This window comes from Pseudomonas sp. DTU_2021_1001937_2_SI_NGA_ILE_001 (assembly GCF_032463525.1).
GTDB lineage: Bacteria > Pseudomonadota > Gammaproteobacteria > Pseudomonadales > Pseudomonadaceae > Aquipseudomonas.
In genome coordinates, this window is sequence record NZ_CP135971.1 from 1,269,015 (window position 1) to 1,289,170 (window position 20,156).

Annotated in this window: 21 protein-coding genes; 7 read left to right on the forward strand and 14 right to left on the reverse strand. The window is 64.6% G+C overall.

Annotation, left to right across the window (positions count from 1 at the left end; genetic code table 11):
• The first annotated feature begins 41 nt into the window (after positions 1-41).
• The 3 genes from RRX38_RS05010 (at position 42) to moaA (ending at position 2,560) form a co-directional block, all read left to right on the forward strand.
• Positions 42-1,016: a class I SAM-dependent methyltransferase gene (locus RRX38_RS05010; RefSeq protein ID WP_315961783.1), complete on the forward strand. Its 975-nt coding sequence runs from the start codon at positions 42-44 to the stop codon at positions 1,014-1,016.
• A complete protein-coding gene (locus RRX38_RS05015) occupies positions 1,013-1,408 on the forward strand; it encodes a VOC family protein (RefSeq protein ID WP_295472875.1) in 396 nt (131 codons plus the stop codon). Before RRX38_RS05010 ends, RRX38_RS05015 begins: the two co-directional genes overlap by 4 nt.
• A gap of 153 nt (positions 1,409-1,561) precedes the next feature.
• On the forward strand, positions 1,562-2,560 hold the full coding sequence (gene moaA, locus RRX38_RS05020; RefSeq protein WP_295472873.1) for a GTP 3',8-cyclase MoaA: 999 nt from the start codon (positions 1,562-1,564) through the stop codon (positions 2,558-2,560).
• Positions 2,561-2,834: 274 nt separating this feature from the next.
• On the opposite strand, the gene RRX38_RS05025 is transcribed toward moaA, so the two are convergent.
• From RRX38_RS05025 to RRX38_RS05055, 7 genes are all read right to left on the reverse strand, one after another.
• Complete coding sequence (locus tag RRX38_RS05025; protein WP_315961784.1) at positions 2,835-3,143, reverse strand: hypothetical protein; 309 nt, start codon at positions 3,141-3,143, stop codon at positions 2,835-2,837.
• 518 nt (positions 3,144-3,661) lie between these two features.
• Positions 3,662-4,285: an isochorismate family cysteine hydrolase YcaC gene (ycaC, locus tag RRX38_RS05030; RefSeq protein ID WP_315961785.1), complete on the reverse strand. Its 624-nt coding sequence runs from the start codon at positions 4,283-4,285 to the stop codon at positions 3,662-3,664.
• Between the two features lie 71 nt (positions 4,286-4,356).
• Entirely contained in the window at positions 4,357-6,198 is a 1,842-nt protein-coding gene (locus RRX38_RS05035; RefSeq protein ID WP_315962636.1) for an amidohydrolase, read from the reverse strand.
• A 133-nt stretch (positions 6,199-6,331) separates the two neighbouring features.
• Positions 6,332-6,952, reverse strand: coding sequence for an antibiotic biosynthesis monooxygenase (locus RRX38_RS05040; protein ID WP_295478095.1), 621 nt, complete (start codon positions 6,950-6,952; stop codon positions 6,332-6,334).
• A gap of 130 nt (positions 6,953-7,082) precedes the next feature.
• On the reverse strand, positions 7,083-8,000 hold the full coding sequence (locus RRX38_RS05045) for a LysR substrate-binding domain-containing protein (protein WP_295478092.1): 918 nt from the start codon (positions 7,998-8,000) through the stop codon (positions 7,083-7,085).
• Between the two features lie 207 nt (positions 8,001-8,207).
• Positions 8,208-9,926, reverse strand: coding sequence for a ubiquinone-dependent pyruvate dehydrogenase (gene poxB, locus RRX38_RS05050; protein WP_315961786.1), 1,719 nt, complete (start codon positions 9,924-9,926; stop codon positions 8,208-8,210).
• Positions 9,927-10,015: 89 nt separating this feature from the next.
• On the reverse strand, positions 10,016-10,417 hold the full coding sequence (locus RRX38_RS05055) for a helix-turn-helix domain-containing protein (RefSeq protein WP_315961787.1): 402 nt from the start codon (positions 10,415-10,417) through the stop codon (positions 10,016-10,018).
• Between the two features lie 84 nt (positions 10,418-10,501).
• Here RRX38_RS05055 and RRX38_RS05060 point away from each other — a divergent pair, with 84 nt between their 5' ends.
• Positions 10,502-11,359 carry an SDR family oxidoreductase gene (locus tag RRX38_RS05060; RefSeq protein WP_315961788.1) on the forward strand — a complete coding sequence of 286 codons (858 nt, stop codon included), beginning with the start codon at positions 10,502-10,504 and terminating at the stop codon, positions 11,357-11,359.
• A gap of 109 nt (positions 11,360-11,468) precedes the next feature.
• On the forward strand, positions 11,469-11,771 hold the full coding sequence (locus RRX38_RS05065; protein WP_315961789.1) for an RcnB family protein: 303 nt from the start codon (positions 11,469-11,471) through the stop codon (positions 11,769-11,771).
• Positions 11,772-11,825: 54 nt separating this feature from the next.
• Here the strand turns inward: RRX38_RS05065 and RRX38_RS05070 are convergent, their stop codons facing one another.
• Positions 11,826-12,503 carry a type 1 glutamine amidotransferase domain-containing protein gene (locus RRX38_RS05070; protein ID WP_295478079.1) on the reverse strand — a complete coding sequence of 226 codons (678 nt, stop codon included), beginning with the start codon at positions 12,501-12,503 and terminating at the stop codon, positions 11,826-11,828.
• 154 nt (positions 12,504-12,657) lie between these two features.
• Here RRX38_RS05070 and RRX38_RS05075 point away from each other — a divergent pair, with 154 nt between their 5' ends.
• Complete coding sequence (locus RRX38_RS05075; RefSeq protein WP_315961790.1) at positions 12,658-13,482, forward strand: AraC family transcriptional regulator; 825 nt, start codon at positions 12,658-12,660, stop codon at positions 13,480-13,482.
• Positions 13,483-13,489: 7 nt separating this feature from the next.
• Here RRX38_RS05075 and RRX38_RS05080 read toward each other — a convergent pair whose 3' ends face one another.
• Positions 13,490-14,077 carry a LysE family translocator gene (locus RRX38_RS05080; protein ID WP_315961791.1) on the reverse strand — a complete coding sequence of 196 codons (588 nt, stop codon included), beginning with the start codon at positions 14,075-14,077 and terminating at the stop codon, positions 13,490-13,492.
• Between the two features lie 191 nt (positions 14,078-14,268).
• Here RRX38_RS05080 and RRX38_RS05085 point away from each other — a divergent pair, with 191 nt between their 5' ends.
• Positions 14,269-14,763, forward strand: a complete 495-nt coding sequence (locus tag RRX38_RS05085) for a DUF3828 domain-containing protein (protein WP_315961792.1) — start codon at positions 14,269-14,271, stop codon at positions 14,761-14,763.
• Between the two features lie 15 nt (positions 14,764-14,778).
• Here the strand turns inward: RRX38_RS05085 and RRX38_RS05090 are convergent, their stop codons facing one another.
• The 5 genes from RRX38_RS05090 to glsB form a co-directional block, all read right to left on the reverse strand.
• Positions 14,779-15,003, reverse strand: a complete 225-nt coding sequence (locus RRX38_RS05090) for a DUF6555 family protein (RefSeq protein ID WP_295478068.1) — start codon at positions 15,001-15,003, stop codon at positions 14,779-14,781.
• Positions 15,004-15,295: 292 nt separating this feature from the next.
• Positions 15,296-16,846, reverse strand: coding sequence for a nitric oxide reductase transcriptional regulator NorR (gene norR / locus RRX38_RS05095; RefSeq protein ID WP_315961793.1), 1,551 nt, complete (start codon positions 16,844-16,846; stop codon positions 15,296-15,298).
• Positions 16,847-16,918: 72 nt separating this feature from the next.
• Entirely contained in the window at positions 16,919-17,956 is a 1,038-nt protein-coding gene (locus RRX38_RS05100) for an NADP(H)-dependent aldo-keto reductase (RefSeq protein ID WP_315961794.1), read from the reverse strand.
• 31 nt (positions 17,957-17,987) lie between these two features.
• Positions 17,988-19,091: a DUF1615 domain-containing protein gene (locus RRX38_RS05105; protein WP_315961795.1), complete on the reverse strand. Its 1,104-nt coding sequence runs from the start codon at positions 19,089-19,091 to the stop codon at positions 17,988-17,990.
• A 39-nt stretch (positions 19,092-19,130) separates the two neighbouring features.
• Positions 19,131-20,039 (reverse strand): glutaminase B, encoded by a 909-nt coding sequence (gene glsB, locus RRX38_RS05110; protein WP_315961796.1) that lies wholly within the window; start codon positions 20,037-20,039, stop codon positions 19,131-19,133.
• Positions 20,040-20,156 lie beyond the last annotated feature (117 nt).

Sequence of the window (20,156 nt, forward strand, 5' to 3'; positions counted from 1 at the left end):
AGCTGTTAAGATGTGCGGCTTGTTTGTCGACGACTTCCGCCATGACTCCGCAATCCCTCGCTATCCTGCACCAGCATCTGCTCGATGCCCTGTCCCCCGCACCGACCGAAACTCGCCGCCTGTTCCATGGCCGTGGCCGGGTATGGCCGGGACTGGAGCACATCACCGTGGACTGGCTGCAGGGCGTGGTACTGGTGGCACTGTTCCGCGAGCCTGAGCCGCACGAACTGGATGCCCTGCGCCAGCAGCTGCACGAGTGGACCACCTCCGCGCCATGGCGGGACAGCCAGGCGCACAGCCTGCTGCTGCAGCACCGCTACAAACCGCAAAGCGACAGCGAATGGCTGCTCGGCGAGCCGGTCGAGCATTGGCTGATCAGCGAAGGCGGCCTGCGCTTCAAGCTGGATCTGGGCCGCAAACAGAACACCGGCCTGTTCCTCGACATGCGCCTTGGTCGCGACTGGGTGCGCCAGCAGGCGGCAGGCAAGCGCGTACTCAATCTTTTCGCCTACACCTGCGGCTTTTCCGTGGCCGCCATCGCCGGCGGCGCGCAGCAGGTGGTCAACCTGGACATGGCCAAGGCCGCGCTGAGCCGTGGCCGGGAAAACCACAAGCTCAACGACCACGACCTGGGCCGGGTGAGTTTTCTCGGCCATGACCTGTTCAATTCCTGGGGCAAGGTCAGCCGCAGCGGCCCCTACGACTTGATCATCGTTGACCCGCCGTCCTTCCAGAAAGGCAGCTTCGTGCTCGATAAGGACTACCAGCGGGTGCTGCGCCGTCTGCCGCAGCTGCTAAGCCCCGGTGGGCGGGTGCTGGCGTGCATGAACGATCCGGCCATTGGCCCGCAATTTCTCATCGAGCAGACGGCCCGCGAGGCGCCGCAGCTGCAGTTCGTCGAACGCCTGGACAACCCGCCAGAGTTTCCCGATGCCAGTGTCGATGGCAGCCTCAAGGTGCTGGTCTTCGCTCTGGACGAGAACGCACCGTCAACCGAACCGGAGTTTCAAGCATGACTCAGCTTCCCAAGCACGGCGCCGTGTTGTTCGGCAAGGACCTGCCAGGCCTGGCACAGTTCTACCGGCAGGTCGCCGGCCTGCAGGTCACTGTGCAGCAAGCGCGATTGATCGTCATGGAATCGGCCACCTATCAATTGGTCCTGCACGCGGTGCCAGCAGAGGTCGCCAAACGCCTGGAGATCACCCGTCCGCCGGCGCTGCGCCAAGACCTGCCGGTCAAGCTGGTGTTCCCCGTCGCCAGCCTGGCGGCCGCCCGGCAACAGGCCGAACAGTGCGGCGGCGGTCTTGGCACACCTGCCCAGGAGTGGGAGGCACGCAACTTCAGGGCCTGTGACGGTTTCGACCCCGAGGGCAACGTGGTGCAGCTGCGCGAAGCGGCCGGCGAATAAACCGACAACCTGCGTCCAGTACGCGGGTCAGACTCCCTGAAAGGCGGCGCTACGCCGGACATAGAGGCGGTCGATCATGCTATCGTCACAAGCGATTGGACGATTGCGCAGGCGCCCCGCAAGCTGGCGGTTGTCATGAGTGGTGAGGGTGAAATGGCTGAATCCGTCCTGATGGACCGTTTTGCACGCAAGGTCGACTATCTGCGCCTGTCGGTGACGGATCGTTGCGACTTTCGCTGCGTGTACTGCATGGCCGAAGACATGACCTTCCTGCCCCGCCAGCAGATCCTCAGCCTTGAAGAGCTCTACCAGGTTGCCGAAAGCTTCGTCGCCCTGGGCACCCGCAAGATCCGCCTGACCGGCGGCGAACCCCTGGTACGCTCCGGCATCGTCGGCCTGTGCGAGCGCATCGCCGCCCTGCCCGGCCTGCGCGAACTGTGCCTGACCACCAACGGCTCTCAACTGGGCAAACTGGCCGCGCCGCTGTATCAGGCCGGGGTACGGCGCCTGAACATCAGCCTCGACAGCCTCGACCCGCAACGCTTCCGTGAATTGACCCGTACCGGCGACCTGCAGCAGGTCATCGCCGGCATCGATGCCGCCATCGCCGCCGGTTTCACCCATACCAAGCTCAACTGCGTGGTCATGCAAGGCCGCAACGATCACGAGATCAACGACCTGGTGGCGTTTGCCGCCGAACGCCAGCTGGACATCTCCTTCATCGAAGAAATGCCCCTGGGCGCGATCAGCGAGCACAGCCGCAAGGAAGCTTTCTTTTCCAGCGAAGCGGTGCGCCAGCGTATCGCCGAGCGCTACACGCTGCTGCCCTCCACCGAGTCGACCCAGGGCCCGTCGCGCTACTGGCGCGTCGCCGAGGCACCGGCCATCCGCATCGGCTTCATCTCGCCGCACAGCCATAACTTCTGCGCCACCTGCAACCGCGTACGACTCACCGTCGAAGGCCGCCTGCTGTTGTGCCTGGGCAACGAGCATTCGGCCGACCTGAAAGCCGTGCTGCGCGCCAACCCCGGCCAGCCGCAAGTGCTGCGCGAGGCCATCGTCCAGGCCATGCAGCTCAAGCCCTGGAGCCACGATTTCCGGCTCGATGATGAAGTACAGGTCGTGCGTTTCATGAACATGACCGGCGGCTGACCGGCGTCATTTGCCACAAGGTTGTGCGGGTAGCGGTTACTGTGACAGCGACCGGGTTCGGTCGAGGGCGGGCTCGCAGGCTCGGTGGGAAAATAGACAGAAGAGCCAGCGACGTGGTCTAGACCCGTTGGTCACTTCAGCGCCGCGCGCTGGCTCCATGAGATCAACGCTATCCCAATATGGCCGGGTGATACAACCGGCACGTGCTGCATGTCCCGGTTTTGCAACAGAATGAAGACAGCGCCACCAGAACCGTGGCGCCGTCCCCTCGGGACTAGGCGACGCGGGCGCTGGGGCGCGCCTGGTGCCAAGCGTGGCGCAGGCAGCCCAGCTGCTCTTCGATGAAGTCCCGGTCGGCGGCGGCCTTCTTGCCGACATAGCCCAGACCACGCCGGTACATCGGCAATGCCGCGCACAATTGCGGCTGGGCATTGCGGAACGCCTGTTCCTCGGTATGCGGTGTCATGGGGTCCAGGCGGACTTCACCCGCGCGGGTGATCCAGAGTACGTGGCTGTCCAGGGTGTCTTTGCGGGCGGCAAACAGACGAGCCAGTTCATCAATGGTCAGGGTGTTGATAGTCATGTTGATGCTCCTTCGCTCGTTCACTGTTTCAAATCAAATGGCTTGATACATCGACTCGGCGCCGAACAGGCGGTGAACGCGACGATACGTGGCGTGCCACCGGGACCATCCGGGCTTGAAGGAGATGCAGGTAGCCTTGACGGGAAGCCACTACAGCGCGGCGTCGGATCCAGAGGAAGAACAGCGAAAGCCGATTACTCGACTGGCGATCGGGAACAGATCAGCCACAAGCGCGTCATGAGGTCGGTTCGCCAGCTCTCGCCTGTAACGACGGTCGGCCGGGTCATCTACGTCAATCTGCCTTGTGGGCAGCCTACATCCTGGAACATCCCGACGGCTTGTCGGGCCTGTTCTGTACACCTTTGCAGCACTCCCGATCGGGGAGATGGCCTCATCATGCAAAACGAAAAGGCAGACGTCAACAAGTTTTGTAGTGAATATTTCGACCCACTACAAAACTTGTCAGTCTGCCTGTGACCGCGTATTCCAGAAGCGGCGCGGGCCGCCGCCGGACGAGATCAGCGAGCGCTGAGCGCCGAGTAGCTGTTCATCAGGTTGCGGTAGTTGGGCAAGCGCTGGCTGAGCAGGTTGCCCAGGCCTTCGATGTCGTTGCGCCAGTCGCGGTGCAGCTCACAGGCCACCGAGAACCAGTTCATCAGTTGCGCACCTGCGGCGGTCATACGCGCCCAGGCGGCCTGCTGGACGGTTTCGTTGAACGTGCCGGACGCGTCGGTGACCACGAACACTTCGAAGCCTTCGGCAATGGCCGAGAGCGTCGGGAACGCCACGCAGACATCGGTGACCACACCGGCGATGATCAGTTGCTTGCGACCGGTGGCCTTGACCGCCTTGACGAAGTCTTCGTTGTCCCAGGCGTTGATCTGCCCAGGGCGTGGAATGTACGGCGCATCCGGAAACTGCTCTTTCAGCTCCGGCACCAGTGGGCCATTAGGACCTTGCTCGAAGCTGGTGGTGAGGATGGTCGGCAGGTTGAAGAACTTGGCCAGGTCACCCAGGGCCAGCACATTGTTCTTGAACTCGTTGGGCGAGAAATCCTGAACCAGGGAGATCAGGCCGGTCTGGTGATCGACCAGCAGTACGGCGGCATCATCCTTGTTCAGGCGTTTGTACGGGGTACTCATGATGGACTCCTTCTTCGGGATTGAACCGGGCCGCTGATCGGCCCGGTGGGTTTGCACGCAGGTGACGCAAATCAGAACGCGAAGCAGGAACAGCCGAACGCGCCCCAGAAGCCCTGGAAGTCGCTCACCGGAGCATTGGACAGGCGCGCCTTCTCGTGGCTGTGGGCATGTACGGTGCACGGCCCGCTGCATTGGTGAACCTGGGCCAGCACCGGCGAGGCCGGCCGCCAATGGCCCTGGACCTTGGCCACCGGCGACCAGTCCGGCAGCACCGGCAGACGCTTGGGCCCCAGGGGTTCGAAGTCGTCGGCGCCGTACACCACCTTGCCGTCGACGATGGTCAGCACCGATTCGATCCACTTGATCGCTTCGGGCTCGACACTGAAGAAGTCCGCCGACAGCGCCGTCAGGTCAGCCAGCTGGCCGACACGGATCTGGCCCTTCTTGCCCTGCTCAGAGGAGAACCACGCGCTGCCGTGGGTGAACAGCTCCAGCGCGGTTTCCCGCGGCAGACCTTCCGGATAGAGTTCCAGGCCGCCGACGGTGCGTCCGCTGACCATCCAGTACAGGGAAGTCCAGGGGTTGTAGCTCGACACCCGGGTGGCGTCGGTACCAGCCCCCACCGGCACGCCTTCGGCGAGCATGCGCTTGATCGGCGGCGTCGCCTCGGCGGCCTTGGCACCGTAGCGCTCGACGAAATACTCCCCTTGGAAGGCCATGCGGTCCTGGATGGCGATGCCGCCACCCAGCGCGCGTACCCGTTCGATATTGCGCGGGGAAATGGTCTCGCAATGGTCGAAGAACCACGGCAGGCCGTTGAACGGAATGTCGCGGTTGACCTTCTCGAACACGTCCAGCATGCGGCTGATCGACTCGTCGTAGGTGGCATGCAGGCGGAACGGCCAGCGGTGTTCGACCAGATGACGCACCACCGGCTCCAGGTCGTTCTCCATGTCGCCAGGCAGGTCCGGGCGCGGTTCACGGAAATCTTCGAAGTCGGCCGCCGAGAAGGTCAGCATCTCCCCTGCCCCGTTGTGGCGGAAGAAGTCGTTGCCCTGGTGCAGGGTCACGCTGCTGGTCCAGTTCTTGAAGTCGGCCAGTTCTTCCTTGGGCTTCTGGGTGAACAGGTTGTAGGCAATGCGCACGGTCAACTGTTTTTCGCGGTTCAACTGCTCGATCACCACGTAGTCGTCGGGGTAGTTCTGGAAACCGCCACCGGCGTCGATGCAGCTGGTAATGCCCAGGCGGTTCAGCTCGCGCATGAACTGCCGGGTGGAGTTGACCTGATAGTCCAGCGGCAGCTTCGGCCCCTTGGCCAGGGTGGCATAGAGGATCATCGCGTTGGGCTTGGCCACCAGCATGCCGGTGGGGTTGCCGTTGGCGTCGCGGACGATTTCACCGCCCGGCGGGTTCGGCGTGTCTCGGGTGTAGCCCACCACGCGCAACGCGGCACGGTTGAGCAAGGCGCGGTCGTAGAGATGCAGCAGGAACACCGGCGTGTCCGGCGCCGCCTGGTTGATTTCGTCGAGAGTCGGCATGCGCTTCTCGGCGAACTGGAATTCGTTCCAGCCGCCGACTACACGGACCCATTGCGGCGAGGGCGTGCGCGCTGCCTGATCCTTGAGCATGCGCAGGGCATCGGCCACCGAGGGCACGCCTTCCCAACGCAGCTCCAAGTTGTAGTTCAGGCCGCCGCGGATCAGGTGCAGGTGCGAGTCGTTGAGGCCCGGGATCACCGTACGCCCCTTGAGGTCGATGACCTGGGTGGCGCTGCCGCGCAGGGCCATGACCTCGGCTTCGCTGCCCACCGCGACGAAACGTCCGCCGCTGATGGCCACCGCGCTGGCCTTGGGATTCTCGCGGTCAACGGTGTGGAACTTGCCGTTGAACAGGATCAGTTCGACATTATTCATCGCAGTACCTTTGGCAGAAGATGGGGAGGTGCCGGACTGGCCGGCGAACGAGAAGGCAGGCAGGATCGCCGCCGCCGCGCTGAGCAGCGAACTGTTGGCGATGAAGCGCCGCCGCTGCAGATCGGTCTTGTCGTCACTCATGGGTCGACTTCCTGTCGTTGGCAGAAGCATTGAGCCAGCCAGCGCACAGCCGGGTGGCGGCCGGCATCATCAGGTACACCACCAGCAGGACGATGGTCAGGGTGATGAGCACGTTGCTCATGAAATAGCTCGACAACCAGGGGCGCAGCGCCAGTACGGGCTGCCACAGCAGTGGCACCAGCAGGCTGAGCGGCAGGATCACCAGGTACGACACCACGGCCTGCTTCCAGCGCGGCGGCGGTGGTTGCTCGTCGAAACCGGGGTTGAACCAGAACTCACTGTGCGGCGCGACCTGGGTCTGGTCCCCATCGGCCAGCATAGGCGCGGCCTCGCGCACCAGCTCGCGCCGCTGGTCAGAGTCCAGCCACTGCTGCATGGCCTCGGTGGAGGCGAAGCGCAACACCGAGGTGAATGCCTGCAGGCCGCCATTGCGACCGCGCATCACATCGACACCCAGGTGCCCGGGGGTCTGGCTGGCAATGGCGACGATGCGTTTGAGCCACTGTTCGTAGTGCGACTCGTGCCCTGCCTTGATCCGGTGGCGGATCACCAGGGTGACGACTTCGACGCTGGGCTCGCTCGCCTTGGCGTCGAGACGAGAGGTATCGGGCATTTCCGGCGGCTCCATGACTCATCGGTCGGGACACCAGGCCAGTCGGACGGCCTGGGTCGATTCGAGAGTGATGGTGCCGCCGATCAGCCTGCGGTAATTGGACGCATGTGCCGTGTTGGAAGTGAAACACTCACCCGATGGGCAGCGGCGCGGACATGTATTCCTGAATGCGCGCGCGCAACCAGCGTTCGGCCGGATCGTTGTCGTGCACCCCGCTCCAGACCATCGACAGCTCGGCCGGATCGATAGGGAACGGCGGGTCCTCGGCGCGCAGGCGACTGCCTTCCACCAGCGGACAGGCGGCATAGTCCGGGACGGTGGCAATCATCTCGGTGCCCGCCAGCAGCGCACGCAAGCCGTTGAACTGCGGCACCGCCAGCACCACCTTGCGCGTGCGGCCGACCTTGGCCAGGTCCAGATCGATATTGCCGCACAGGTCGCCGGAGAACGACACCATGGCATGCGGGCGCGAGCAGTAGTCGTCCAGCGTCAGCGGTTCGGGGCGCGCGTCACCACGAATCACCTTGCAGGGAATGTCGCGCAGTTTCTTGCGCTTGGCATTGGCCGGCAGGTCGACGGTCCAGCTCACGCCCACGGAAATCTCGCCACTGGCCAGCAGCGACGGCAGCAGCAGGTAGTTGGCACGGCGGATCACCACGATGATCCCCGGTGCCTCTTCACGCAGACGCGCCATGAGCGGCGGCAGCAGGCCGAACTCGGCATCGTCCGACAGACCGATGCGAAACACCTCGGTGCTGCTCGCCGGGTCGAAATCCTTGGCACGGCTCACAGCCCCGGAGATGGTATCCAGTGCCGGGCGGATTTCCTTGAGAATGTCCAGCGCCCGCGCCGTCGGCTCCATCACCCGGCCGTTGCGCAGCAGCAACTGATCGTCGAACAGGTCACGCAACCGCCCCAGTGCGGCACTCACCGCCGGCTGGCCGATGAACAGTTTTTCCGCCACGCGGGTCAGGTTGCGCTCGAACATCAGCGCTTCGAAGATCACCAGCAGGTTGAGGTCGACACGGCGCAGGTCGTTACGGTTCATGGGCGGCTTCCGGGCTCTGATGTGCGAAGGCAAGGCTTTGCATCAGTAGGCACGAAAGTCGCCGCACGGGCTTGTATGCATGTGCCTTGCAACGCCGGCACAAGCGGCTTCAGCCGTGAGACGCCGGCAGGATCAGCCTATCCGCTGTTATGAACATGCGCTCGCTTCGCGGCTGAAGCCGCTACCCCTGAATGACCAACATTGCGGCTAGCGCAGGTTGGTCTTGGCCAGCTCCAGCACCTCGCTGCCTCGCCCACTCAGCACCGCCTTGAGCATGTACAGGCTGAAGCCCTTGGCCTGGGCCAGCTTGATCTTCGGCGGCATGGCCAGCTCCTGCTTGGCCACCACCACGTCGAGCAGCACCGGGCCGGGATGGTCGAAGGCGCGGCGCAACGCCGCCGGCAGCTGCTCGGCGCTGTCCACGCGAATGCCGAGGATGCCAGCACCCAGCGCGATGCCGAAAAACTCGGTCGGATGCAGGTCGGTGCCGAACGGCACATAGCCGCCGGCTTTCATTTCCATATCGACGAACCCCAGCGAGCTGTTGTTGAACACCACCATTTTCACCGGCAGGTTCAGCTGGCGAACGCTCAGCAGGTCGCCGAGCATCATCGACAGGCCACCGTCACCGCACAGCGCCACCACCTGGCGCTGGGGAAACGCCACTTGCGCGCCCAGCGCCTGGGGCATGGCATTGGCCATGGAGCCATGGCTGAAGGAACCGAGCAGCCCGCGCTTGCCGTTCATGTGCAGATAGCGCGCCGCCCACAGGGTCGGGGTGCCGACGTCGACGGTGAACAACGCATCATCATCGGCCAGCTGGTCGACCATGCGCGTCAGGTACTGCGGATGGATCGGCTGGCCGGCCGGCGTCGGCGTGGCCAGCTCGTCCAGCTCGGCGCGGGATTTCGCGTAATGCTTGAGCGCCTTGTCCAGGAAGCGCCGATCGTCATGTGGCTTGAGGCGCGGCAACAGCGCCTCCAGGGTGTCGCGCACATTGCCGACCAGGCCGAGGTCGACCGGCACACGGCGGCCGAGCTGGGTCGGGTCGAGATCGATCTGCACCACCTTGGCCTTTTCCGGGTAGAAATTCCGGTACGGGAAGCTGCTGCCGAGAATCACCAGGGTGTCGCAGTTGAGCATGGCGTGGTAACCGGAGCTGAAGCCGATCAACCCGGTCATGCCCACGTCGAAGGGGTTGTCGTATTCGATGTACTGCTTGCCGCGCAAGGCATGCACCACCGGGGCCTTGAGCCGCTCGGCCAGGGCCACCACCTGGTCGTGGGCCTCGGCGCAACCGGCACCGCACAGCAGGGTCACTGCCTTGCTGCCATCGAGCAGTTGCGCCAGGGCCTGCAGTTCGCTTTCAGCCGGCAGCACCTGCGGGCGCAAGGCCTCGACCTTGCACAGCGGCGCCTCGGGCGCCGGCTGCAAGGCGACGTCACCGGGCAGCACGATGACTGCCACACCCTGCTGATGAACCGCCGCGCGCATGGCGCGCTCCAGAACCCTGGGGAACTGCTCGGCACTGCTGACCAGTTCGACGAAGTGACTGCACTCCTTGAACAACGCTTGCGGGTGGGTTTCCTGAAAATACTCCAGGCCGATTTCGGACGACGGAATGTGCGCGGCGATGGCCAGCACCGGCACCCGGCTGCGCTGGCAGTCGTACAGGCCGTTGATCAGGTGCAGGTTGCCCGGCCCGCAACTGCCCGCACACACCGCCAGGCGCCCGCTGGCCGCAGCCTGCGCGCCAGCGGCGAATGCTGCGGCTTCTTCGTGGCGGGTGTGCCGCCAGTTGATGGTTTTCAGGCGTCGCAAGCTATCGGACAGCCCGTTCAGGCTGTCCCCCGAAACGCCCCAGATGTCGGTGACGCCAGAAGCGGCGAGGCTAAGTGCGAGATGGTCGGCGATGGTCTTGGACATGCAGGCTTCCTGTATGAATGCGCAAGAAAGGCGTGAGCGGTATGGTTTTCTCGACCGCCCGCTGCGTCCTACAGTTCCAAAAAGCTGCGTCAGGCCATCTGGCTGGCGGCCTCGCGTGCTTCAAGGATGCGCGGCAGGTTGTCCTCGATCCAGCTGGCCAGCCCGTCGACCAGCGCAGCCACCTCCTCGCCCATCGGTGTCAGCCGGTATTCGACGTGCGGTGGTACCACCGGCAGTGCACGGCGCTCGACGAAGCCGTCCTGTTCCAGCTGCTGCAAGGTCTGGGCGAGCATTTTCTCGCTGACCCCGCCGATCTTGCGGCGCAGCTCGCTGAAGCGGTGCATGCCTTCACGCAACACCACCAGTACCAGCACGCCCCAGCGACTGCACACATGTGCCAGCGCCGAGCGCGACGGGCATTCACTGGCAAGCAACTCGCCAGGTCGGCCAAGCATGGCCTGGGCAAACAGCGACGGAGAAGAATCAGACATGGCACTAACCTTTTTGTACGTACTTACTAAAAGTTAGCACACGAATTAGTCTGCGCACATCCCCACCGAAGCAGAGGATTCACCATGATCGTCGTTACTGGAGCCACCGGCCAGCTGGGCCGCCTGGTCATCGAACAGTTGCTGGAAAAGCTCCCCGCGCAGCAGATCGTCGCCGCCGTACGCAGCCCGGACAAGGCGGCCGACCTCAAGGCGCTCGGCGTGCAGGTGCGCCAGGCCGACTACAACCAGCCGGCCACGCTGGACAGCGCCCTGCAGGGTGCCGAGAAAGTCTTGCTGGTATCGTCCAGCGAAGTCGGCAAGCGCCTGCCCCAGCACCAGGCGGTGATCGATGCCGCACAACGCGCCGGTACCGCACTGCTGGTCTACACCAGCCTGTTGCATGCCGACCGTTCACCATTGGCACTGGGCGAAGAGCACGCTGGCACCGAGCGCTACCTGCAGGCCAGTGGCGTGCCGTTCGTGGTGCTGCGCAATGGCTGGTATACCGAGAACTATGCCGCCGGTATCCCCACGGCCTTGCAACTGGGCAGTCTCTATGGCGCTGCCGGTGAAGGGCGCATCAGCTCCGCAAGCCGAGCCGACTACGCTGCCGCTGCGGCAGCTGTGCTGCTGACCGCCCAGCCCCCCATTGGCGAGCACATCGAGCTGGGTGGCGACACGAGCTACACGCTGGCCGAGTTCGCCGCCGAGGCCGCACGCCTGACCGGCCAGCCACTGCCTTATGTCGACCTGCCCCAGGCCGACTATCAGGCCGCGCTGCTCAAGGCCGGGCTGCCGGCCATTTACGCCGAGCTGCTGGCCGACTCCGACGTCGGTGCCGCGCAAGGCGGGCTGTTCGATGACAGCCGGGCCTTGAGCCGGCTGATCGGCCGTCCCACCACGCCTTGGCAGCAGACCCTGGCCAGCGCGCTGCAAGGCTGAGCCAAATCGGCAAGGCGGTGAATCGAGATGAATGATTTGAGTTGTCGCGGGTCCCACTCTGTAGGCATGGCATACAGCCGCCATTTTGCAGACTGAAGAGGGACACAGCATGAAAAGCATTCCACTGATCGCCGCCCTGACCCTGGCCGGTGCCCTGTGCGGCACCCAACTGGCCGTCGCCGCCCAGCAGACCGAAGCCGAACCCAAGGGTGGCGCGCTCCATCCCTCGGAACTGAAAGTGGGTGAAAAAGCGCCAGCGGACTCGGATCGCGAAAGCGCTGCCATCGACTGGAAGGCCAAGGGATTGCCAGAGCCCGAGAAAGAAAGCCAGTGGGTGCAGGTCAAAGACAAGTACGTACGGGTACAGATCACCAACAACCGGATCATGGAGATCGTGCCGGTCAAGAAGTGAAACGGCTGCAAAAAACAAGGGCGTGCCTGGCACGCCCTTGTCATTTCTGCGCAATCAGCGCAAGCGATTGAGCAGCGCCTTGGCCGCTGCCTCGGAGCTGGCCGGGTTCTGGCCCGTGATCAGGCGCCCGTCCTCGACCACGTAGGATGCCCAGTTCGGGCCCTTCTGGTACTGCGCGCCCTGACGCTGGAACTCGTCCTCCAGCAGGAACGGTACGACCTCGGTGAGCTGCACATCGGCCTCTTCAGCATTGCTGAAGCCGGTCACCCGGCGCCCCTTGACCAGTGGCTGGCCATCGGCGTTCTTGACATGGCGCAGCACGCCCGGCGCATGGCAGACGAAGCCAATCGGCTTGCTGGAACGGTCGAAGGCCTCGATCAGCGCAATGGACACCGGCGACTCGGCGAGGTCCCACAACGGGCCGTGGCCACCGGGGTAGAACACCGTGTCATAGTCGTCCGCCTTCACCGCATCCAGGCGCAGGGTGCTGGCCAGGGCCTGCTGCGCGGCCGGGTCGGCCTTGAAGCGGTGGGTCAGCTCGGTCTGGAACTCGGGCTGGTCGCTCTTGGGGTCCAGCGGCGGCTGGCCGCCGGCCGGTGACGCCAACACCACCTCGGCCCCCGCGTCCTTGAACACGTAGTACGGCGCAGCGAACTCTTCCAGCCAGAAGCCGGTCTTGTGGCCGGTGTCGCCCAGTTGGTCGTGGGAGGTCAGGACCATCAGTACTTTCATAACAAGCTCCATGGGCTCGGCGGTCGCCCCGATGGCAACCGAGATGCTATTGAGGCCGTTAAAAGTCCGGCAAGTTCGCCCGGCGTGTCAACCCGCGTGACCTGCATGGGCCAATCGGGCTACCCTGCGGGTTCCGTCAACCCAGGAGGCCTGCATGTCCAGCGCGACCGCTCACCTCGCAGCGCACAAGCCCTACTTCTGGCGCGACGCCGAGCTGCCATTCATCGAAGCCCGCTCGGTCGGCGACGGCCGCCAGGTCTGCTATGCACCGCATTCGCACCGGATCTTCTCGATCGGCGCGATCACCTCAGGCTGCAATCTCTACCGTCTGGAAAAAACCACCACGCGCATTCAGGCCGGCACCGTGGTACTGATGAACCCCGGCCAGGTCCACGCCTGCAATCCCATCGACGACCAGCCCTGGTCCTACATCATGCTCTACGTCGACCCGCAATGGCTGGCCGACATCCAGCCCGATGGCGAAGGCACGGCCTTCCAGCCACTGGCGCCCTCGCACAGTCAGGATCCGGTGTTGTTCAGTGCACTGCTGGCCCTGTACGACACGCTGGTAGACAGCCAGGTGGCGATCCTGCACAAGCAGTGTGCCGCTGTAGAGTTCTTCGACCTCATGTACCGCCAGCTGGGTGGCATTCGACCGGCTACCGACAAACCCGCGCCGCGCATCGAACGGGCCGCCGAGTACATCGATGCGCACTTCCGCCAGACCCTGCGTCTGCAGGACATCTGCCAGGCGGCGAGCCTGTCGCCCTCCTACCTGATCCGCGCCTTCGAGCAGCGCTACCACATGACGCCCCATGCCTACCTGCTCAACCGGCGTATCCAGCAGGCTCAACGCCAGCTGCGCGACGGCCAGCTGATCGCCGACGTGGCCTGCGACACCGGCTTCGCCGACCAGGCGCACCTGCAGCGCGAGTTCAAGAAACACCTGGCCGCGACGCCCGGGCAATACCGCCTGTAACGGGTCGTCAAGGCAACAGCAGATAACCCGCACAGCCCAGCAACGAAGCAGCCATGCAGCGGTTGAAGCCGCGAATCCGCGCCGGGCGGTCCAGGTAACGGCTCAACCTGGCGCCCGCATAGGCCCAGCAGCCCAGCGACAGGTAGCAGATCACCAGATACAGCCCGGCAAACTGCCAGATCAGCACTGCTTGCCCGTCGCCGACGAAGGCCCCCATACCGGCGATACAGGCCAGCCAGGCCTTGGGGTTGAGCCATTGCATGATGGCACCGGTCAGCATCGTCGGCCGCGCCCTGGCGTGCTCGACGCTCAAGCGGCCGTCGTCGGTGGCCAGTTTCCAGGCCATGTACAGCAAAAAGGCCACACCGGCCCATTGGATGCCACGCGTCAGGAACGGCCATTGCTGCAAGGTCTCGTGCAGACCGAAGCCGATCAGCACCAGCAGCAGCGTGAAGCCCAGGGTGGCACCCAGCACATGGCGCATGCTGGCGCCGAAGCCGAAACGCAACCCCGCGCTGAGCGCCACGATGTTCACCGGGCCGGGGGTAATGGACGACGCCAGCGCAAAGGTGGCCATGGAAATCAATACACTCATCTGTCTGCCTCACCAGGAATCGAAAACGACCCTGGCAAGGTAGCGAGCGGCCGCGCGGGGGTATTGAAAGAAATTACCCTGCAGCGCGGGACGCCCGCCCTGCTCGCCTCTTGCTTTTTTATCGTTTAGCTCTACAAATGCCAGTTATGGGCGGCATGCCGCCATCGTTGTCCTCTTACCGAGTCCACTCCATGTACAAAGCCCTCGCATTCGCTGCCGCCTTCAGCCTCTCCGCACCGGCGCTGGCCGCCTGCCCGGCGAACACACCTGCCGACACCGCACGCTGGATTTTCACCCAGCACGCCGACTTCTACGTCAAGGGCAAGGGCGGGCCGCAGTACCTGTCGGCCAATCTGCTGGATTGGTTGAAGAAGGATTGGGCCTGCCAGGCCAACGGGGACATGTGCGCCATCTCGGCTGATCCCTGGACCGATGCCCAGGACGGCGAAGTGCAACAGCCGGTGACCTGGAAACAGGTGTCCAATGCCGATGGTCAGGCGGTGGTAGAGATGAGCTACCTGCTCGGCTACAAGAATGCACCTGCACAGCAGGGGGTCGAACAGACCACCCGCCTGCTGCTGGTGAAAAGCCCCGCCAGCCAGTGCTGGGTCCTGGACAACCTGCAGGGGCCGGGTGACCGCCCCCTGCTCGACGCCCTCCAGGAGTTTCCCTACGACGGTGACTGACCGACGGGTGACAACTTACGCCTGGCTCCACTCCACATTGGTGATACCGAAGTGTTCAGCGTAAGGCTTGGAGACGCGCGGCACTCGCTCCAGGCGGTATTTGGGAATTCGCGCCAGGCCGGCGTCCACGCTTGCGTGGTGCCAGGCTTCGGCGTTGTCCATGTGCTTGGCTCGGATGTAGAAACTCTTGAAAGCGCCGTTCAACAAGTAGTCGATCCGGTAGTGTTTTTCCTGGGCCATTAATGGCATTGCCTCCCTTATCTTGATGATCCTGTGCCTGGTCACGCCCTCCCATTGGCAGGACTGATCGACAGCAGTCCACGTCGCCCCCGGCGTGAACCCGCAACGCTTGTCCATCGATGCAGTCTTTGGTTGCGTGACAGGACACTGCGAAGTAAGGGACCTGCAAGCTCCGCGAAAGATTCCTTTTTTTTTCCAGGCTGTCGATCAGCGAGCTGTCTGCATGGCCGCTTGCAGCCCGGTCGGGGCTCAGGTTTCGCAAGAGCAGTCGGCGTCCGAAGGCACGGTTCGCCTAGCGAATGCCCAGACGCCGAGCCAGCCGGCTCAGGTTGGCGCGGTCCACGCCCAGCTCGCGGGCCACCTCGGCCCACTTGCCGTGGTGGCGTTGCAGCGCTTGCTCGATGAGGCGTCGCTGGAAGGCATCCAGCGAAGCCTTCAGCCCTGCGCCCGGCTCTGGCAGCGTTACCTCGTCCTGCCCTTGCACCAGGTCGACAGCCTGTTCATCGCCTTCCAGGCCGAGCATGGCGGCTTCGATGGTCAATACCCTGGGGCGCTCGGCATGTGCCGAGAGCGCCTTGAGCACCGCGCGGCTGATCAGGTGCTCCAGCTCGCGCACATTGCCCGGCCAGCGCCAGGCCAGCAGGCGGTTCTGCGCGTCCTTGTGCAAACGCAGGCTGCGCAACCCCATGCGCACGCGATTCTCTTCGAGGAAATAGCCCGCCAGCAGCAGCACGTCGCGACCGCGCTCGCGCAGCGGCGGCACCCGCAACGGGTAGACACTCAGGCGATGGTAGAGGTCGGCACGGAAACGCCCCTGACGCACCTCCTCGGCCAGGTCACGATTGGTGGCGGCGATGATCCGCACATCGACGTGGTGCTCCTGGTCCGAGCCGAGGCGCTGCAACTGGCCGCTCTGCAGCACGCGCAAGAGCTTGGACTGCACCGGCAGGGGCAGCTCGCCCACTTCATCGAGAAACAAGGTGCCGCCGTCGGCCAGCTCGAACTTGCCGCTGCGACCGTTCAGCGCGCCCGAGAAGGCGCCCTTCACATGCCCGAACAGCTCGCTTTCCACCAGGGTTTCCGGCAACGCCGCACAGTTGAGGCTGATCAGCGGCTTGTGCGCGCGCACCGAATGCAGATGAATGGCCTCGGCGACCAGCTCCTTGCCGACCCCGGTCTCGCCGGTCACCAGCACCGTCAATGGACTCCTGGCCACCAGCTGGACCTCCTGCTCCAGGCGCTTGTGCGCCGGGCTCTGACCGATCAGCTCACGGGGCACCTGGCCACCCGCCACACGCTTGTACACCTCCACCAGCTGGCGCTGCTCTTCGACGCCGCGCACCAGCTGGGTGATGCGCTCGCTGGCCATCACCGTGGCCGCCGCCAGGCTGGCGAAAGCCTGCAAGGTTTCCAGGTCGACACTGCCGAACGTGGCAGGGTCCAGCGCGTCCAGGGTCAGCAGCCCCCACGGCGTGCCCTGGATGCTCAGTCGGCAACCCAGGCAGTCGTGTACTTCGAGCTGGCCATGGCCGTCGAGCAGACCGTCGTAAGGGTCCGGCAGTTCGCAGTCGGCAGCGAAGCGCACCGGCTGCTCGCTGGCCAGCAGCGCTTCCAGGCGCGGGTGCTCGACCACGCGAAAGCGCCGGCCGAGGGTGTCAGGACTCAGCCCCTCCACCGCCAGCGGTACCAGCACGTCGTCTTCGAGCTTGAGCAAGGCCACCGCATCGCAGGGCAGCAACTGGCGCAGGGAATGCAACAGGCGGCGGTAGCGCTCGTGGTCTGGCAGTTCACGGGAAAGGTCGGCTACCAGGGGCAGCAGCGAACGCAGTAGCGGATGAGGCATCGGGGCTCCGGTCAGCGGGGGCAGGTTGCGGTCATTATGACCGCAGCCTGCGCGCTGCACACCCGCTGCCGATCAGGGTGCCGGGTTGGGCTGGCGGATGTGGATGGCTTCGATGCCAGCAATCACCTCATCGGACAATTGCAGGTCGATGCTCGCCAGGTTGCTGCCCAGCTGCTGCAGGTTGGTCGCGCCGATGATGTTGCTGGTCACGAACGGCCGGCTGGTGACATAGGCCAGGGCCATCTGCGCCGGGTCCAGGCCATGCTCGCGAGCCAGCTTCACGTACTCGGCGGTGGCCTGTACGGCCTGCGGGTTGTTGTAGCGCTGGAAGCGCTCGAACAGGGTCAGGCGCGCCTCGGCCGGGCGTGCACCGTCGAGGTACTTGCCGGCCAGCACGCCGAACGCCAAGGGCGAATAGGCCAGCAGGCCGATCTGTTCACGGATGGCGATTTCCGCCAGGCCCACCTCGAAGCTGCGGTTGAGCAGGTTGTAGGGGTTCTGGATCGACACCGCACGCGGCCAGCCATGGGTTTCGGCCAAGTGCAGGAAGCGCTGGGTGCCCCACGGGGTTTCGTTGGACAGGCCGATGTGGCGGATCTTGCCCTCCTTCACCAGGTCGTCGAGCACGGCCAGGGTTTCCTCGATGGCGACGAACTCGTCGCTGGCGTCATGCTGGTAGCCGAGCACGCCGAAGAAGTTGGTCTTGCGGTCTGGCCAGTGCAGTTGGTACAGGTCCAGGTAATCGGTGTTCAGGCGCTTGAGGCTGCCTTCCAGCGCCGCGGTGATGTTGCGCCGGTCCAGGCGCGGATTACCGTCACGAATGTGCTCCATACGTCCCGGCCCGGCCACCTTGCTGGCCAGCACCCAATCCTGGCGGTCACCGTACTTCTTGAAGTACTCGCCAATGATGCTCTCGGTGCGGGTGTAGGTTTCGCCGCGCGGCGGCACGGGGTACATCTCGGCGGTGTCGATGAAATTGACCGAGGCATCCTTGGCCAGGCGGATCTGCTCGAAAGCCTGCTCCTGAGTGTTCTGCTCGCCCCAGGTCATGGTGCCCAGGCAGATGGCGCTGACGGAGAGATCGGTCTTGCCGAGTGGACGATATTGCATCGGTGGCTCCCTTTTCTCGAATGATGACGGCTCATGGCGCCGCCTGCGGATTACGCCGCAGGCAGCGCTGATAGCGTTCGTTGACCCGCTGGGCGAACCAGGCGGTGGTCAGGTTACGGGTAATTTTCGGGCTTTGCAGCGTGATGCCGGGCAGTATGGCACGCGGCAGCTGTTTACCGGCTGTCTGCTCGGCCATTTCGAACACGCGCCGGTACACCTGGGTGTCCTCGAAGTCTGGCCCCACGCTGCTCTTCAGCTGCTTGTAAATCGCCGGATTGCCCAGCCCCAGGCGCGGGCCGAGGCTGCGTACCGCGCGCTCGGTGGCGCTGGGGTCCAGCGAATCGTGGAGGATCAGGTCGCCGTCCAGCGCCAGGTCGATACCGGTGAGGCGGCTGAGCGCGCTCTGGAACGCCGCGTTGCGGCTGGCGTACCAGCCGGCGTTGAAGTCGGCGAAGCGGTACAGCGGCTCGGGATAATCGGCCGGGTAACCCAGCAGGTGCAAGGTGCCGAAATACACCCCCCCACGGCGGCTGAACACTTCGCGGCGCACAGTGCCGTCTACCGCGTAGGGATAGCCATCGGCGTGCTGCTCGGCGAAGGCGATGCTGACCTGCATGGGACCGCCGGTGTGTACCGGATTGAAGCGTCCGAACAGGGTCTGGCCCAGCGGCACCATGCCGATGAAGTCATCGAAGATCGCGCTCAGCTGGCCTTCGGTGCGCGCCGCGGCCAGGCGCGCCGCGTAGGTCTTGCCGTCTGGCGAGCGCAGGCCCAGCGCCGCGTCAACCAAGGCGCTGGGCAGGTGCAGGCGTGCGGCACGGCGGTCGATTTCCTGGCGCGCGATACGCGCCAGACCCGGCACCGACGGGTCGGCCTGGAAAGTCGACTCCTGCTCGGTGACCGCCAGCACGGAGCAGATGTTCTGCGGGCTGGGCTCGATGTCCTGGGTGCTCAGCGCCACCTGGATATCCGTCGCCCAGCCCTGACGGTCTTTGACGTTGGCCGGCAACAGCGCCGCGATACGCTCGCGGGCCTGCTCGGCATTCAGAGGCGGTGGCCCGCCAGGGCGACTGGCGCAACCGCCGAGCAACAAGGCCGCGACGGCCAGCAGACTGGGTAACAGGCTCGGACTCACTTCAGGCTCCTTGGCTGGTGAAGCGGACCCGCCTGGCCGTCAGAACACCGACCAGTCGATCCGCGCGCTCAACCGTTCCAGCGCCGCCATACCGACCAGCGAATTGCCGGCAGCGTTCAATTCCGGAGACCACACACACACCGAGAAGCGCCCCGGCACCACGGCGATGATGCCGCCGCCGACGCCGCTCTTGCCCGGCAGGCCAACGCGATAGGCGAAGTTGCCGGCCTCGTCGTACAGCCCGCTGGTGGCCATGATCGAGTTGAGCTGGGTGGTCTGTCGGGGGGTGAGTATCTGCGCACCACTGTGGGCGCAGAAGCCTTCGTTGGCCAGGAAGCCGAAGGCCTTGGCCAGGTCGACGCAGGTCATGCTCAGTGCACAGTGATGAAAGTAGCTGCGCAGCACGTCGTCCACATCGTTATGGAAATTGCCGAAGGACTTCATCAGCCAAGCCGCCGCGGCATTGCGTGAGCGATGCTGGTATTCGGACTCGGCGACCTTGGCATCGGAAATGATGGTGCGATTGCCGCACAGGCGCCGCACGAAGTCGCGCATCGACAGCGCCGGCGCGGCGAAGCGGCCCTGGTTGATGTCGCAGATCACCAGCGCCCCGGCATTGATGAAGGGGTTGCGCGGCTTGCCGCGCTCGAACTCCAGCTGCACCAGCGAGTTGAACGGCTGCCCGGACGGCTCGTAGCCGACGCGCTCCCAGATCGACTCGCCGGAATGCCCGATGGCCTGCACCAGGCTGAACACTTTGGAAATGCTCTGGATCGAGAACGGCGTCAGCGCATCGCCCGCCTGATACACCTCGCCACTGTTGCTGTACACGGCAATACCCAGTTGATCCGGGCGCACCAGCTCCAACGCCGGAATGTAATTGGCGACCTTGCCCTGGCCGATCAGCGGCCGCACCTCATCCAGGATTTCGTTCAACAGCTCTTGCATGCAACGCGCCCCGTGTTTTTGGGTGCGCACACTACACCAAGCGCGGAAAAATTGCGCCCGGTCCACCCGTTTTGTCCCCCGCTCGGCGGCCAGGTCGGGCGCCATCCGGCGCTCAGA

Bases quoted from the DNA above. Each gene is read 5' to 3' on its own strand.
- RRX38_RS05010 (WP_315961783.1), top strand. From the start codon at position 42: ATGACTCCGCAATCCCTCGCTATCCTGCACCAGCATCTGCTCGATGCC.
- RRX38_RS05015 (WP_295472875.1), top strand. From the start codon at position 1,013: ATGACTCAGCTTCCCAAGCACGGCGCCGTGTTGTTCGGCAAGGACCTG.
- moaA (WP_295472873.1), top strand. From the start codon at position 1,562: ATGGCTGAATCCGTCCTGATGGACCGTTTTGCACGCAAGGTCGACTAT.
- RRX38_RS05025 (WP_315961784.1), bottom strand. From the start codon at position 3,143: ATGACTATCAACACCCTGACCATTGATGAACTGGCTCGTCTGTTTGCC.
- ycaC (WP_315961785.1), bottom strand. From the start codon at position 4,285: ATGAGTACCCCGTACAAACGCCTGAACAAGGATGATGCCGCCGTACTG.
- RRX38_RS05035 (WP_315962636.1), bottom strand. From the start codon at position 6,198: ATGAATAATGTCGAACTGATCCTGTTCAACGGCAAGTTCCACACCGTT.
- RRX38_RS05040 (WP_295478095.1), bottom strand. From the start codon at position 6,952: ATGCCCGATACCTCTCGTCTCGACGCCAAGGCGAGCGAGCCCAGCGTC.
- RRX38_RS05045 (WP_295478092.1), bottom strand. From the start codon at position 8,000: ATGAACCGTAACGACCTGCGCCGTGTCGACCTCAACCTGCTGGTGATC.
- poxB (WP_315961786.1), bottom strand. From the start codon at position 9,926: ATGTCCAAGACCATCGCCGACCATCTCGCACTTAGCCTCGCCGCTTCT.
- RRX38_RS05055 (WP_315961787.1), bottom strand. From the start codon at position 10,417: ATGTCTGATTCTTCTCCGTCGCTGTTTGCCCAGGCCATGCTTGGCCGA.
- RRX38_RS05060 (WP_315961788.1), top strand. From the start codon at position 10,502: ATGATCGTCGTTACTGGAGCCACCGGCCAGCTGGGCCGCCTGGTCATC.
- RRX38_RS05065 (WP_315961789.1), top strand. From the start codon at position 11,469: ATGAAAAGCATTCCACTGATCGCCGCCCTGACCCTGGCCGGTGCCCTG.
- RRX38_RS05070 (WP_295478079.1), bottom strand. From the start codon at position 12,503: ATGAAAGTACTGATGGTCCTGACCTCCCACGACCAACTGGGCGACACC.
- RRX38_RS05075 (WP_315961790.1), top strand. From the start codon at position 12,658: ATGTCCAGCGCGACCGCTCACCTCGCAGCGCACAAGCCCTACTTCTGG.
- RRX38_RS05080 (WP_315961791.1), bottom strand. From the start codon at position 14,077: ATGAGTGTATTGATTTCCATGGCCACCTTTGCGCTGGCGTCGTCCATT.
- RRX38_RS05085 (WP_315961792.1), top strand. From the start codon at position 14,269: ATGTACAAAGCCCTCGCATTCGCTGCCGCCTTCAGCCTCTCCGCACCG.
- RRX38_RS05090 (WP_295478068.1), bottom strand. From the start codon at position 15,003: ATGGCCCAGGAAAAACACTACCGGATCGACTACTTGTTGAACGGCGCT.
- norR (WP_315961793.1), bottom strand. From the start codon at position 16,846: ATGCCTCATCCGCTACTGCGTTCGCTGCTGCCCCTGGTAGCCGACCTT.
- RRX38_RS05100 (WP_315961794.1), bottom strand. From the start codon at position 17,956: ATGCAATATCGTCCACTCGGCAAGACCGATCTCTCCGTCAGCGCCATC.
- glsB (WP_315961796.1), bottom strand. From the start codon at position 20,039: ATGCAAGAGCTGTTGAACGAAATCCTGGATGAGGTGCGGCCGCTGATC.